Source organism: Ideonella aquatica (genome assembly GCF_018069755.1).
In the GTDB taxonomy this organism is placed as follows: Bacteria; Pseudomonadota; Gammaproteobacteria; order Burkholderiales; family Burkholderiaceae_C; genus Ideonella; species Ideonella aquatica.
This window is the reverse complement of sequence record NZ_JAGQDE010000015.1, coordinates 1-13585: the sequence shown is the minus strand read 5'-3', so window position 1 is coordinate 13585 and position 13585 is coordinate 1. Positions and strand designations below refer to the sequence as shown.

Genomic DNA, 13585 nt, shown 5'->3' with positions numbered 1-13585 from the left:
GACATGTCGAGTTGTCAAGGGTGATTTACGCCCGGGCGCCGGGGACGTTGGCGACCGGCTTGAGCGCCATCAGGACCCGCGTCTGCAGCGGCTGGCGCGTGGCGTGTTCATGCGGCGCCTGGAAGCCAGCGGCCTGCAGCATCGCGGCCAACTGCGCGGCGCTGCGCGGTCGGCCGCTGCGCATGGCCAGCAGGTAGAAGCCGAAGTAGGCGTCGCCCATGCGGGCGGCGCCGGGCGTGTCGGCCATCGGCTCGGCCAGCAGCAATCGGCCCTCCGGCGGCAGCGCGGCGTGGACGGCGCGCAACAGCGCCTGTGCAGCTTCGTCATCGTGGTCGTGCACCACGCGCACCAGCGAGACGATGTCGGCCCCGCCGGGCAGCGGCTGGCGCAGGAAGTCGGCGCCATGCACGCTGGCGCGCGCGCCCAGCGCCTGCCACTCGGGCTGGCGCTGCGCGCGCTCAACCACCGCTGGCAGGTCCAGCAGGCGCAACGCCAGCGATGGGGCGCGCCGGCCGGCCTCGATCAGGAATCGCCCCTGGCCACCCCCCACGTCCATCAGGCAGGCAAAGCGCCGCAGGTCCACGGCGTCCAGCACCTGCTCGGCCACCAGCGGCTGCGAGGCGCTCATCAGTTCGCTGTAGGCGCCCACGTCGGCGTCGCCCAGCTGGCCTGGCGCGCTGGTGGTGGCGTAGGGCCAGAAGGCCGCCAGGTGGCTGTCGCGGGCCTGGCCGCGCAGCAGCGCCACCGGATCGGCCAGGTCGGCGTAGAGCGCGCCGTGGTGTTCGACCATCGCGCTGATCGCGCGGTCGCCGGCCATCACCGCGCCCAGCGGGCCCAGGCCCCAGCGGCCGCCATGGCGTGCCTCCACCAGTTGCAGCGCTTGCGCCGCCTGCAGCAGGCGCAGCGTGGCGGCGGCGTCCAGCCCCAGGCGCGGCTGCAGCGCGGACACCGTCAGCGGGCCGTCGGCCAGGTGGTCGAACAGGCGCAGCTGCACACAGGCCAGCAGCACCTGCGAATAGACGAAGCCGGCCACCAGGTCAAACAGCGACTGCGCGCGGCGGTGCGCCACCCAGCGCGTCAGCGGAAAGCCGGCCGCCCATTGGCGAAAGCGCGGACTGGCCAGCAGGCGGTCACGCCAGAGCGACCAGCGGTCGCGCCAGGGGGCCACCGTGGTGGCGGCGCTCAGGCCGCCTGGCGCAGCAGATCGGCGCACAACGCGGTGGGCACCAGGCGCTCGCCCTCGGCGCGCACCAGGGCCTGCAGGTGATGGCGGCCCGGGCAGGCGGGGATGGACGCGGCGGCCTCGTCGAGCAGCTCGGCGAAGTGCCGCGTCGCATCCAGCAGGCCGTGCATGCGGGCCGAGCTGGGGCGGTCGTGCATCTCGTCCTGGCCCACCGGCTTGCCCAGGGCCTGGGGGTCAGAGACCACGTCGCGGATGTCGTCGGCCACCTGGTAGGCCTCGCCCAGGCAGGCGCCCAGCGCGCGCCAGGGGGCGCCCGGCACGCCCGCGGCCTCGGCCCCGGCCACGGTGGCCGCCACGAAGAGGGCGCCGGTCTTGGCGCGCTGGTAGTCGCTCAGCACCACCTGCGGCTCGCACTCCTGGGCCTGACCGGCGACGATGCCGTGGGGCATGCTGATGCCGCGTGTCACCGCCGCCCACACCGCGGGCTGGCGTTGCGGCGCGCGTGCACCCACCGCGCCCAGGCCTTGCAATGCCAGCACGATCAGCGCGTCGCCGCTGAGCACCGCCAGCCGCTCGCCATAGGCGGCGTGCACCGAGGGGCGGCCGCGCCGCAGGCGGGCGTTGTCAAAGCAGGGCAGGTCGTCGTGGACCAGCGAGGCGCAGTGCAGCAGCTCGATCGCTGCGGCGGCCGCGTCGGCCAGCAGCGGGTCGTCGTCGCCGCAGGCCAGCGCCACGGCCAGGCACAGGCGCGGCCGCACGCGGGCGCCGCCCGGCCACACCGCGTGCCGCACGGCAGCCGCCAGGCGCGGCGGCGCGTCGTCGACCAGGGCGCCTTCCAGGGCCCGCTGCAGCGAGGCCTCGATCCGGTTGCGAATGTCCATCAGGCTCCCCGGTGTGACGCCCGGCCGACCGAGGAGCGGCCGGCCTGACGCGGTTGTCAACAGCATCAAGTGTCAAGCAGAATAGACACATGAGCTGTCAACGTCAATACACACTGACGACCCCCCACGGTCGCCGCCGGGCCTGAAGACCATGGCGGGCGAGGACCGGGTGATCGTGGTCGGCGGCGGCATCGGCGGCCTGGTGGCCGCGGCGCGGCTGGCCCACGCGGGCCGAGCCGTCACCGTGCTGGAGCGCGCCGCGCACTGGGGCGGCAAGCTGCGCAGCCAGGCGGCGGGAGCGGCCTGGGTGGACGCGGGCCCGACGGTGTTCACGCTCAAGCCCTGGTTCGAGGCGCTGTTCGCCGAGCTGGGCGAATCCTTCGACGCGCGGGTGCCCACCCGGCCGCTGCCGGTGCTGGCGCGCCACGTCTGGCGCGGCGGCGACACGCTGGACCTGCTGGCCGATGCGCGCCAGACGGTGGACGCGATCGGTGCCTTCGCCGGGCCCGACGAAGCGCGCCGCTACCAGGCCTTCTGCACGCGCGCCGAGCGCATTTTCCGCGCGCTGGAGCACACCCACATGCGCGCGCCGCGGCCCACGCCCTGGAGCCTGGCCTGGCGCAGCTGGCGCGCCCAGGGCCTGCCGGGGCTGGCGGCGCTGGCCGGCATCGCGCCCTTTGCCACGCTGATGGACACGCTGGCGCAGCAGTTCCGCGACCCGCGGCTGCGCCAGCTCTTCGGCCGCTACGCCACCTACTGCGGTGCGTCGCCCTTTGCCGCGCCGGCCACGCTGATGCTGGTGGCGCAGGCCGAGCGCGCCGGCGTGTGGCGCATCCCCGGCGGCATGCAGCGCCTGGCCCAGGCGCTGGCCGAGGTGGCCGCAGCCCGCGGCGCCGTGCTGCGCACCGGTGCGCATGTCAGCGAGTTGCTGATCGAGGGTGGTCGCATCGGCGGCGTGCGTCTGGCCGATGGCGAGTGCCTGCGCGCCGATCAGGTGCTGTGGAACGGCGACGCGGCCGCGCTGGCCCGCGGCCTGGCGGGCGAGTCCGCGCGCGCCGCCACACCGTCCGACGCCGCCACCGCGCCGCGCTCGTTGTCGGCGCTCACCTGGACCGCGCTGGCCGAGGCCCAGGGCCTGGCGCTGGCCCACCACACCGTGTTCTTCAGCAGCGACGGCGCGAGCGAGTTTGCCGACATCTTTGGCGCCGGCCGCCTGCCGCGTCGTCCCACCGTCTACCTCTGTGCCCCCGACCGCGACGACACCGCGCCGCCGCCCGAGGGCCTGGAGCGGATGTTCTGGCTGGTCAATGCACCCGCCCAGGCGGACGGCCAGGGCCTGTCCCCACAGGAGATCGAACCATGCGAACTGCGCAGCCTGACCCATCTGAGACGCTGCGGCCTGCGCCTGCGCTGGCAGCCCGAGACGGTGCTGCGCACGACGCCCGCGGACTTCGCGGCGCGCTTTCCGGGGACGGGCGGAGCGCTGTATGGCCGGGCGACGCACGGCTGGCAGGCCTCGTTTCGCCGACCGGGCTCGGCCAGCCGGATCCCGGGCCTGTGGTTGGCGGGGGGCAGTGTGCACCCGGGGCCGGGGCTGCCGATGGCGGCCACCTCAGGCTGGCTGGCGGCGCAGGCCATGCTGCGGGCGCCTTCGGCCCGGGTTTCGATCACCCTGTCGCGCCCGGCGGCTATGCCTGGTGGTACCTCGACGCGCTGAGCGCCGACCGCCGTGATGCGCTGGTGCTGATCGGTTTCGTCGGCAGCGTCTTCTCACCCTATTACGCCCGCGCCCGGGCCCGCGGGTTGGCCGATCCGCAGGCGCACTGCGCGATCAACGTGGCGCTGTACCGCGACGGCCGGCCGCTGTGGGCGATGACCGAGCGCGGCGCCACGCAGCTGCAGCGCGGGCCCGATCACCTGCAGGTGGGGCCCAGCGCGCTGCACTGGGACGGCGAGGTGCTGGAGGCGCAGATCCATGAATGGGCCGTGCCCTGGCCGCGCCGCCTGCGCGGCCGGGTGCGGTTGCGGCCGAGGCCCTGTCCCACCGCGCCGATCGATCTGGACGCGGGCGGCCGCCACCAGTGGTGGCCGCTGGCGCCGCTGGCCGATGTCGAGGTGGACTTCGACGCGCCCGGCTGGCACTGGCGCGGCCAGGGCTACCTGGACTGCAACCGCGGCAACGAGCCGCTGGAGCAGGGCTTCTCGCACTGGCACTGGGCGCGCGCCCATCTGGATGAGCGGCGCTGCATGGTGGTCTACGACACGGTGGAGCGCGACGGCCAGACCCGCGCGCTGGCGCTGGAGCTGCGTGAAGGCCAGCCGGTGCAGCATCTGCCGCTGATGGCCAGCGCCGATCTGCCGCGCGGCGCCTGGGGCGTGGCGCAGCAGGTGCGCCAGGACGCGGGCTGCGTGCCGCAGCGCCTGCGGCAGCTCGAGGACGGGCCGTTCTACACGCGCTCACTGCTGGGCCTGCGCTGGCACGGCCTGTCGGTGTGTGCGGTGCAGGAGAGCCTGGACCTCAGGCGCTTTGCTCGTCCGTGGGTGCAGGCGATGCTGCCGTTCCGGATGCCGCGGCGCGCTTGAGCGCTTCATCGCGCTGACGCAGCCGGCGCAGCGACCACAGCTCCCACAGGCCCCAGGCGATCGGCACGCCGAAGCCCAGCACGATCTCGAGCCAGATCAGCGACACGCCGCCGCCCCGCGCGCGCGTTCGCGCTCCAGACGCTCGAACAGCGCCAGCACGCGCAGGCCGCGCGTCTGCCACTGCCACCAGGCGGGCGAGGTGTTGGCCAAGGGGCGCGGCAGGGCCTGCACCAGGAAGGCGGTGGCGGCCAGCGGCGGCTCGTGCAGCGCCTGCAGCGAGGGCCGCAGCGAACACGCGGCCTGACCCAGGCCCAACAGCTTGCGCCGCGCCGAGACCACGGCGCGCTGATCCACCGAGTTGCCGCCGTTGCGCTGCACCTGGCGGCCGATCTGCCGGTACAGCAGCCGCGCGGCATTGATGCCGGGCCGGCAGGCCAGCGGCAGCGCGGCCACACCGGCACCGGCGCGGGTGTACAGCCGCTCGGCCTCGGCCAGCAGCCGCTCGACGACCTCGCGCAGCGCGGGGCTGAACACCGGCGCGGCCAGGAAGGCCTCGGGGTCGATGCCGGCCTCGCGCAGCCATTGCTGCGGCAGGTAGAGCCGGCCCATGGCGGCGTCCTCGCCCACGTCACGGGCGATGTTGGACAGCTGCATCGCCACGCCCAGGTCGCAGGCGCGGGCCAGCGCGGCCTCGGCGTGCTCACCCTGGGTGGCGCCCATCAGCGCGGCCATCATCGCGCCCACCGCGCCGGCCACGCGGGCACCGTAGGCCAGCACCTCGTCCAGCGTCTCGTAGCGGCGGCCGGTGGCGTCCCACTCGAAACCCTCGATCAGCGCCAGCGGCCAGGCGATCGGCAGCATGCCGCCGCGCACCACCGCGGCCAGCGCGCGGTCGGCCACGTGCGGGCCGGGCTGGCCGGCGTACAGGCGCGCCAGGCGATCGCGCAGCTCGGCCACGGCGTCGGCGGCACGCTCGCCGCGGGCAGCGGCGCCATCGACCAGGTCATCGGCCATGCGGCAGAACGCGTAGAGCGCGCAGGCCGGCTCGCGCACCGCGCGCGGCAGCAGCCAGGACGCGGCCAGAAAGGTGCGCGAGCCGTTGGCCAGCGCCACGCGGCAGGCGGCCAGGTCGGCGCGGTCGGCGGACCGCAGGTCAGGCAGCGGCGCGGACATGGGCGGCGGCCGGGGCCAGGTAGTGATCCAGCACGCGCGCCGAGCTGAGCACGCCCGGCAGCCCGGCGCCCGGGTGGGTGCCGGCACCCACCAGGTACAGGCCGGGGATGTCCTCGCTGCGGTTGTGCGGCCGGAACCAGGCGCTTTGCATCAGCGTGGGTGCCAGGCCGAAGGCGGCGCCCTGCTCGGACGACAGGCGCTGCGCGAAGTCCAGCGGCGTGGTCACGCGCGAGGTCACGACCTCGGCGCCCAGGCCTGGCAGCAGCGTGCTCTCCAGCCGCCGCTGCACCGCCTGCCGGAAGGGCTCGGCCTGCTGCGTCCAGTCGACGCCGCTGCCCTGGTGCGGCACCGGCGCCAGCGCGTAGAAGGTGTCGCAGCCCGGTGGCGCCAGCGAGGGGTCGGTGGCGGTGGGACGGTGCAGGTACAGGCTGAAGTCCTCGGCCAGGTGCTGTCGGTGGAAGATGTCGGCCAGCAGCTCGCGGTAGCGCGGCCCCAGCGCGATCGTGTGGTTGGCCACGCCGGGGTACTGGCGCCGCGTGCCGAAGTACCAGACGAACAGGCTCATCGAGTAGTTCGCCCGGTCCAGCTTGCGGTCGGTCCAGCGGTGGCGGTGCTCAGGGGCCACCAGGCGGCGGTAGGTGAAGGCCGAGTCGGCGTTGGAGATCACCGCGTCGGCGTCCAGCCGCTCGCCGCCCTGCAGCATCACGCCCCGGGCGCGGCCGCCCTCGACGATGATCTGCTCGACCCGGGTGTTCAGCCGCAGCTGCCCGCCCTGCTCCTGTATCAGCGTCACCAGGCCGCTGACCAGCGCGCCGGTGCCGCCCATCGCGAAGTGCACGCCCCAGTGGCGTTCCAGGTGGGCGATCAGGCAGTAGACCGCGGTGGTGTCAAAGGGGTTGCCACCCACCAGCAGCGACTGGAAGGTCAGCACCACGCGCAGCCGCGGGTCGCGCACGTGGCGGCTGGCCAGGCCCCAGACCGAGCGCCAGCCTTGCAGGCGCAGCAGGTCGGGGGCGACCTTGAGCATGTCGGTGGCGCTCTCGAAGGGCACGTGGCCCAGCTGTTCGAAGCCGACCTTGAAGATGTCCTGGCTGGCTGCCAGGTAGCGCTCGTAGCCGGCCACGTCATCCGGCGCCAGGCGGGCCACCTCGCGGCGCATGGCCTCGGGGTCGCCGCTGTAGTCGAACAGCGTGCCGTCGTCGAAGCGGATGCGGTAGAACGGCGCCACCGGGCGCAGGTCGATGTCGTCGGACAGGCGCTTGCCGCACAGCGCCCACAGCTCCTCGAGCAGGAAGGGGGCGGTGATGACCGTGGGCCCGGCGTCGAAGGTGAAGCCGTCCTGCCGGTGCACGTAGGCGCGGCCGCCGGGGGCGTCGAGCTGCTCGACGACGGTCACCCGCCAGCCACGGGCGGCCAGCCGGACCGCGGCGGCGAGGCCACCGAAGCCGGAGCCGATCACCACGGCGTGCGGCACGCCACTGTCGAGTGTCAACATTTGGTGATTGTAGGAGTGTCAAGTTAGAATGACAACACGATCCGTACTCCTCCTGGCCGGCCCCACCTTCCCCTGCGCTGCGGCGCCCGGGCAGCCGACCTCAAAGAGCCCGACTCGCCGGCCCTGGTCCTCTCGGCAGCGTCATGGACAGGGCCCCTGTGGTATCGTGGTTTGATCATTCCAGGCCCTGTGCGTCGACACCTGCGCCTGGCGGATCATTCCGCCCTTGGTGCAAGTCGTGCGCTGCAGTGGAGAAGTCGCGTGAGCAACGCCCCGAATCGCCCGACCGAGCCACCTGACCTGGGTGCGCTGTCCGAACTCGCGCCCCAGTTGGCGCAGACCTTTGTCTCCATCGCCAGCGACATCGCGCTGGTGATTGACGACGACGGCGTCATCCGCAACGTCGCCCAGGGCGCCGAGCCGCTGACCGGTGGCGCCGCCCACTGGGTGGGCCGGCACTGGGTGGACACCGTCACCGGCGAGACCCGGCGCAAGGTCGAGATGATGCTCAGCGAGGCCCGCGCCGGCCGCGTGACGCAGCGCCGCGAGGTCAACCACCAGGCCGACGGCGGCACCGAGATCCCGGTGGCCTACTCGGCCGTGCGCCTGGGCGCCAAGGGCCCGGTGCTGGCGGTGGGCCGCGACCTGCGCTCGGTGGCCGCCATCCAGCAGCGTTTCGTCGAGGCCCAGCAGGCGCTGGAGCGCGACTACTGGCGCCGTCGCCAGGCCGAGGCCCGCTACCGCATGCTGTTCCAGGTGGCCACCGACGGCGTGCTGGTCATTGACGCCCACAGCTACGCCATGGTCGAGGCCAACCGCGCCGCCGCCGAGCTGTTCGGCCGCGTGATGGCGCACTGGGCCGGGCAGAGCGTGCTGGCCAGCATCAGCAGCGTCTCGCGCGCGGCGGTCGAGGAGCTCTTCGTCACCGCCCGCACCAGCGGTCGCCCGGGCGAGATCCGCGCGCTGCTGGCGCCGGGCGAGGGCCTGGCGGTGGCGCCGGTGCCGGCCGACCTGTCGGCCACGCCCTTCAGTGCCGACGGCACGCTGCTGCTGCTGGTGCGCGTGCGCGTGGCCGAGGTGGCGGCCGAGCCGGGTTCGGCCAGTCTGCGCCTGGCCAGCTTTGTCGACCGCACGCCCGACGCGGTGGTGATCACCGATTCGCAGGCCCGGGTGCTGATGTCCAACACCGCCTTTGACCTGCTGTGTCAGGATGCGGCGCCCATGCCCGGCATGCCCATGCCCAGCACCGGCCAGAACCTGACCGATCTGCTGGGCGACGCCAAGGGCTGCCTGCCGGCCATCCTGGCGCAGGCGCGCCACCTGGGCATCGTCGACCAACAGCTGTGCACCATCGGTCGCAATGAGGCGGTGATGATCGACGTCGAGGTCTCGGCCGCGCTGCTGGCCGAGGGCGACCAGGAATGCATGGGCCTGACACTGCGCCGCATCGACCACCGCCAGGGCACGTTGCCGCCGCAGGTGCGCCAGCTGGCCAGCGCGATCGATCGGCTGGCGGCGCAGGTGGGCCTGATGTCGCTGGGCGACCTGCTGCGCGAGACCAGTGAGCTGGCCGAGCGCCACCTGCTGGAAGAGGCCATTGCGCGCCACCCGGCCGATCTGTCGCAGGCCGCGGCACTGCTGGGCATCTCGCTGGATGATCTCTGGGCGCGCATGCGCCACCATCGGCTCGAAGCGGGCAAGCCGCCGGGCCCGGGGCTGCTGAACTGATCTGCGGAGCACGGACGTGCAAGGCGAGAGTCCCCGCTTCGGTCAGGCCGATCTGACCAACTGCGAACGCGAGCTGATCCACCTCGCCGGCTCGGTGCAGCCGCATGGCGTGCTGCTGGTGCTGGAGGGCGAGGGCCTGCGGCTGGCCGCGGCGTCCGAGAACGTCGCGCTGTTGCTGGGCGTGCCGGGCAGCGCCTGCCTGGGACGGCCCCTCGAGGCGCTGGCGCCGGGCCTGGCGCAGGCGGTGCAGGCCACGCTGCCGGCGCTGCGTGCCGACGAGCCGGTGCCGCTGCAGGCCACCCTGGCGGGCGGTGCGGCCAGCGCCCCCGACTGGGAAGGCGCGCTGCACCGCAACACCGCCGGCGCGCTGGTGCTGGAACTGGAGCCGCTGGCGCCCGCCGCCGCGCCCACCGTGGGCCATCACCGCGACACGCTGATGTCGCTGGTGGCGCAGACCGTGCAGCGCATTGGCGAGGCCGCCAGCCTGGGCGTGCTGGCCGACGCCACCGCGCGCGGCGTGCGCGAGCTGATCGGCTACGACCGGGTGATGGTCTACAAGTTCGACCCCGAGGGCCACGGCGAGATCATTGCCGAATCGCGCGACCCGCGCCTGTCCTCGCTGCTGGGCCACCACTACCCGGCCACCGACATTCCGCAGCGTGCCCGCGAGCTCTACCTGCGCAACCGTGTGCGGGTGTTGGTCGATGTGCACTACCAGCCGCAGCTGCTGCTGCGCGAGGACGGCCAGCCGGTGGGCGACCAGCTCGACATGTCGATGAGCTACCTGCGCAGCATGTCGCCGCTGCACCTGCAGTACCTCAAGAACATGGGCGTCACCGCCACGCTGGTGGTGTCGCTGGTGCACGAGGAACGGCTGTGGGGCCTGATCGCCGCCCACCACGACTCACCGCGCAATGTGCGCTATGCGGTGCGCGCCGCCTGCGACCTGATCGGCGAGGTGGTCTCCACCCGCATCGCCGCGATTGAGAACTACGCGCACGCCCAGGTGGCGGTGCTGGTGCGCCGGCTTGAGCAACGCCTGGTGGAGGCCACCTCCACCGAGGGCGACTGGCGCCAGGCGCTGTTCCGCAACCCGTCCACGCTGCTGCAGCCGCTGAATGCCACCGGCGCGGTGCTGTTCGCCGAGAACGAGTTGCTGACCACCGGCGAGGTGCCGTCCACGCCCGAATTGCGCGCGCTGCGCGACTGGGTGGTCGAGCAGACCGCCAGCGACATGCTGTTCGCCAGCTCCGCGGTGGGCAAGGCCAACCCGGCGCTGGCCTCGCTGACGCCCACCGCCAGCGGCGTGCTGGGTGTGCGCTTGTCAGCCCAGCGGCCCGACCTGCTGCTGTGGCTGCGCAAGGAGCAGATGCGCACCGTCACCTGGGCCGGCGACCCGCACAAGCCGATGATCGGCGACGACCCGATGAGCCTGTCGCCCAGGCGTTCGTTCGCCGCCTGGTCCGAGCTGGTGCGCGGCACCGCGATCGCCTGGACCACCGCCGAGCTGGCGCTGGGCCGCGCCTTTGGCGGTGCGCTGGTCGACATCATCGTGCAGGTCCAGGCGGTGCGCCTGCTGGTGGCCGAGCACCAACTGGCCACGGTGCGCGAGACGGTGCGCAACGCGGTCGAGGCCGTGCTGGTGGCCGGCCCCGACGGCAGGCTGCTGTTCATCAACGAGGCCTGCAGCCAGCTGCTCGGCCCGGCCGCGGCACTGGCCAGCGGCACCGTGTCGACCGACCTGGAGCACCTGGCCGATGCCTTCACCAAGCCGGCGCTGCTGCGCGACGCGCTGGCCGCGCTGCGCACCGGCCAGGCCCACTGGCGTGGCGAGATGCTGCTGCGGCCGCAGGCCGGTGACGCCGAGCGGCCGGTGACCGTGCGCGCCGAGGTCGTGCCCGGCCGCGACGGCCGTCCGCTGGGCTATGTGCTCACCTTGTTCGACCGCAGCCAGAGCTGGCGCGCCACCCAGGCCCGCGCCCACCTGGAGGCCTCGCTGGCGCGGGCCATGCCGGCGGCCGCGCCCGCCGAGGGCCTGTCGGCCGGCGCCGCGGCCACGCGCGAGATCGACCCGCTGCTGGGCGCCATCCTCACCAACGCCAGCCTGGCGGCGATGGACATCGCCGATTCCAGCGCGTCGGTACCCACCGCGCCGATGCTCGAAGAGCTGGAAAGCGCCACCCGCCGGGCCACCTCATTGGTCGAGCGCATCCGCCGGCTGAGCACGCCGCCGGGTGCGGACGGCGGCCCGTGAGCACAGGAGCGCGCGGCTCAGGCCGGGCCGCGCCCGTCGAACCAGTCGCCGTGGCGGTCGAAGGCTGCGCAGGCTTCGTCTTCCAGCGCTTGGGCCTCGGCCTCGCTGTGCGCCAACTGGTCCAGGCCGCTGCGAAAGCGCGCCGCCAGCGCGCCCACGCGCTCGGGCCCGCCAAAGTCATAGAAGGCCAGGCCAGGCCCGTCGCCCAGGCCCAGGCTCTGGGCCACCACGCGCGCCAGCACCTGGCCGCCGGCCAGGTCGCCCAGGTAGCGCACATACGCGTGCGCCGCCAGGCCCAGCGGCTGCGTACCCAGGCTGTGCAGGTGCCGGGCATAGGCCTGGGCCGGTGGGCTGGGCTGCAGGGTGGTGGGCCAGTCGGGGCCGTGCAGCTGTGTCAGGTCCTGCGCCAGCGCGTGGCTGCGCGCCAGGGCCGGGTCCAGCAGCGGCGCCAGGCGCTGCTGCACGGCGGGGGCGGCCAGGCCATCCTCCAGTGCGCTGTACAGGGTGTGCAGGTCGCGCAGCCAGTCGCAGTAGGCGGCGCGGCCCAGCTGGCCGCGCAGCAGGCGCTGCATCAGCGCGCTGCGCTCCACCTGGGTGTGGCGCGTCTGCGTGGCCTGACGCAGCCGGCGGGCCACGGGGTGGAAGGTGGGCGCGGCCAGACTCATGTGGGTCATCTTAGGGCCTGGCCCGCGGCCCGTGGGGGCGCGTGATGGGGGTAGGCACCACGATGGTGTCTGCCGGCGGCTTGCGCTGGCACCTGGCGCGCTGGGGCGACGGACCGCGGCGGGCGCTGTGGTTGCACGGCACCGGTGCCTGCAGCGACAGTTTTCACACCCTGGCCCAGGCCTGGCTGGCGCGCGACGCCGGTTGGACCCTGCTGGCCCCCGACCTGCCCGGCCAGGGCCGCAGCGCGCCACTGCCGTCCGGGCGGCGCGGCATGGCGGCCATGGCCACGGCGCTGCGCGCGCTGCTGGCCACGCAGGCGCCGCCACCCGAGCTGGTGCTGGGCCATTCGGCCGGTGGCGCGCTGATGCTGCGCCTGGCCCTGGACGGTGGCCTGCCCGCCGACACCCGGCTGGTCGGCCTGAACGCCGCGCTGCAGCCCTTTGACGGCCTGGCCGGCTGGACCTACCCGGCGCTGGCCCGCCTGCTGGCCTGGAACCCGCTGGTGCCGCCGCTGGCCGCCTGGCGGGCGCGCGATCTGTCGGCGGTGCGCCGCCTGATCACCGCCACCGGCTCGACGCTGGACGAGGCCGCGGTCGCCCGCTACGGCCACTGGCTGCGCCAGCCCACCCACCTGGCGGGCGTGCTGTCGATGATGGCCGACTGGGACCTGCCCGGCCTGCAGCGCGACCTGCCGCGCCTGACGCACCCGCTGACGCTGGTGGTGGGCGAGCGCGACGCGGTGGTGCCGCCGGCCCAGGCGGCGCGGCTGCGCCGACCGGGTGTGCAGGTGCAGCGCCTCGACGGGCTGGGCCACCTGATGCATGAGGAAGACCCGCCGCGGCTGGCCGCGCTGCTGCTGGATCAGCCCAGCGCGGCGTGCAGCTGACGCGCGTCGGCGTGCGGCAGCGGCAGGTAGCGCGCGCCCATCGCCTGGGCCAGCTCGCGCGCCTGGGCCTGGGGCTGCGGCGCGGTGTCCAGCCACAGCAGATCGAGGGACTGGCCAGCGAAGGCGCGCGCCGACACCAGCGCATCGGCCGCGGCCTGGGTGCGACCGGGGCGGCCGTCGCGCGCCAGGTTGGCGCGGCCGTCGGACAGCACCACCACCACCGGCGTGGCGCCGCGGCGCAACTGCTCCTGGCTGGCCAGCCAGGCGGCGTCGAGCGCGGCCGCCAGCGGCGTGGCGCCGCCGCCGACCAGGCCGGCCAGGCAGCGCCGCGCCCGTGCCAGCGCGCGGGTGGGCGGCAGCAACCACTCGACCGACGGGCCGCCGGGCTGGCCGCGAAAGGCCAGCAGCGCCACCTGGTCGCGCCGCACATAGCACTCGGCCAGCAGCAGCTCGACCGCGCCCTTGGCCTCGGCCAGGCGGTGGGCCGCCGCTGAGCCGGAAGCGTCGACGACGAACATCGTCACCGTCTGGCGCGGCTGGATGCGGCGGGTGATGCGGAAGTCATCGCGCTGCAGCTGGACGCGCGCGGGGTGGGCCGGGCGCTCGCGGCGGCGCAGCGTCTGCCAGGGCGCGGCGGCACGCAGCGTCTCGACCAGGTTCAGCCGGGCGCCGCGGCGCGGGTCGCCCGGGCGGGCGCCGGCAGGCCGGCCGCGCTGCGGCTGCACTTGCCAGGCGC

Annotated in this window: 11 protein-coding genes; 5 read left to right on the top strand and 6 right to left on the bottom strand. The window is 74.4% G+C overall.

The features are described from left to right. Window positions 1-25 precede the first annotated feature (25 nt). Window positions 26-1213, bottom strand: coding sequence for a methyltransferase (locus tag KAK06_RS16200; protein WP_210803176.1), 1188 nt, complete (start codon window positions 1211-1213; stop codon window positions 26-28). Continuing rightward, window positions 1183-2064, bottom strand: coding sequence for a polyprenyl synthetase family protein (locus tag KAK06_RS16195; protein ID WP_210803175.1), 882 nt, complete (start codon window positions 2062-2064; stop codon window positions 1183-1185). Before KAK06_RS16195 ends, KAK06_RS16200 begins: the two co-directional genes overlap by 31 nt. A gap of 151 nt (window positions 2065-2215) precedes the next feature. Here KAK06_RS16195 and crtD point away from each other — a divergent pair, with 151 nt between their 5' ends. Together crtD and KAK06_RS16185 are read left to right on the top strand one after the other, a co-directional pair. Further along, entirely contained in the window at window positions 2216-3781 is a 1566-nt protein-coding gene (gene crtD / locus KAK06_RS16190) for a 1-hydroxycarotenoid 3,4-desaturase CrtD (RefSeq protein ID WP_210803174.1), read from the top strand. Between the two features lie 23 nt (window positions 3782-3804). Continuing rightward, entirely contained in the window at window positions 3805-4647 is an 843-nt protein-coding gene (locus KAK06_RS16185) for a carotenoid 1,2-hydratase family protein (protein WP_210803173.1), read from the top strand. 96 nt (window positions 4648-4743) lie between these two features. Here the strand turns inward: KAK06_RS16185 and KAK06_RS16180 are convergent, their stop codons facing one another. Next, complete coding sequence (locus tag KAK06_RS16180) at window positions 4744-5820, bottom strand: phytoene/squalene synthase family protein (RefSeq protein ID WP_247652923.1); 1077 nt, start codon at window positions 5818-5820, stop codon at window positions 4744-4746. Further along, on the bottom strand, window positions 5801-7315 hold the full coding sequence (locus tag KAK06_RS16175) for a phytoene desaturase (protein WP_210803172.1): 1515 nt from the start codon (window positions 7313-7315) through the stop codon (window positions 5801-5803). Before KAK06_RS16175 ends, KAK06_RS16180 begins: the two co-directional genes overlap by 20 nt. Before the next feature lie 261 nt (window positions 7316-7576). Between KAK06_RS16175 and ppsR the strand changes: the two genes are divergently transcribed. Continuing rightward, a complete protein-coding gene (gene ppsR / locus KAK06_RS16170; RefSeq protein WP_210803171.1) occupies window positions 7577-9043 on the top strand; it encodes a transcriptional regulator PpsR in 1467 nt (488 codons plus the stop codon). A 16-nt stretch (window positions 9044-9059) separates the two neighbouring features. Further along, the gene (locus KAK06_RS16165; protein ID WP_210803170.1) at window positions 9060-11297 is read left to right on the top strand and encodes a GAF domain-containing protein; all 2238 of its coding nucleotides are present in this window, start codon (window positions 9060-9062) and stop codon (window positions 11295-11297) included. 17 nt (window positions 11298-11314) lie between these two features. Here KAK06_RS16165 and KAK06_RS16160 read toward each other — a convergent pair whose 3' ends face one another. After that, window positions 11315-11962, bottom strand: coding sequence for a biliverdin-producing heme oxygenase (locus KAK06_RS16160; RefSeq protein WP_210803169.1), 648 nt, complete (start codon window positions 11960-11962; stop codon window positions 11315-11317). A 62-nt stretch (window positions 11963-12024) separates the two neighbouring features. On the opposite strand from KAK06_RS16160, the gene bchO reads away from it, so the two are divergent. Further along, complete coding sequence (bchO, locus tag KAK06_RS16155; RefSeq protein WP_210803168.1) at window positions 12025-12849, top strand: alpha/beta fold hydrolase BchO; 825 nt, start codon at window positions 12025-12027, stop codon at window positions 12847-12849. Here the strand turns inward: bchO and KAK06_RS16150 are convergent. Beyond that, a partial coding sequence (locus KAK06_RS16150; protein WP_210803167.1) for a VWA domain-containing protein occupies window positions 12825-13585 on the bottom strand: 761 nt, incomplete at its 5' end. The two genes, bchO and KAK06_RS16150, sit on opposite strands and share 25 nt — an antisense overlap.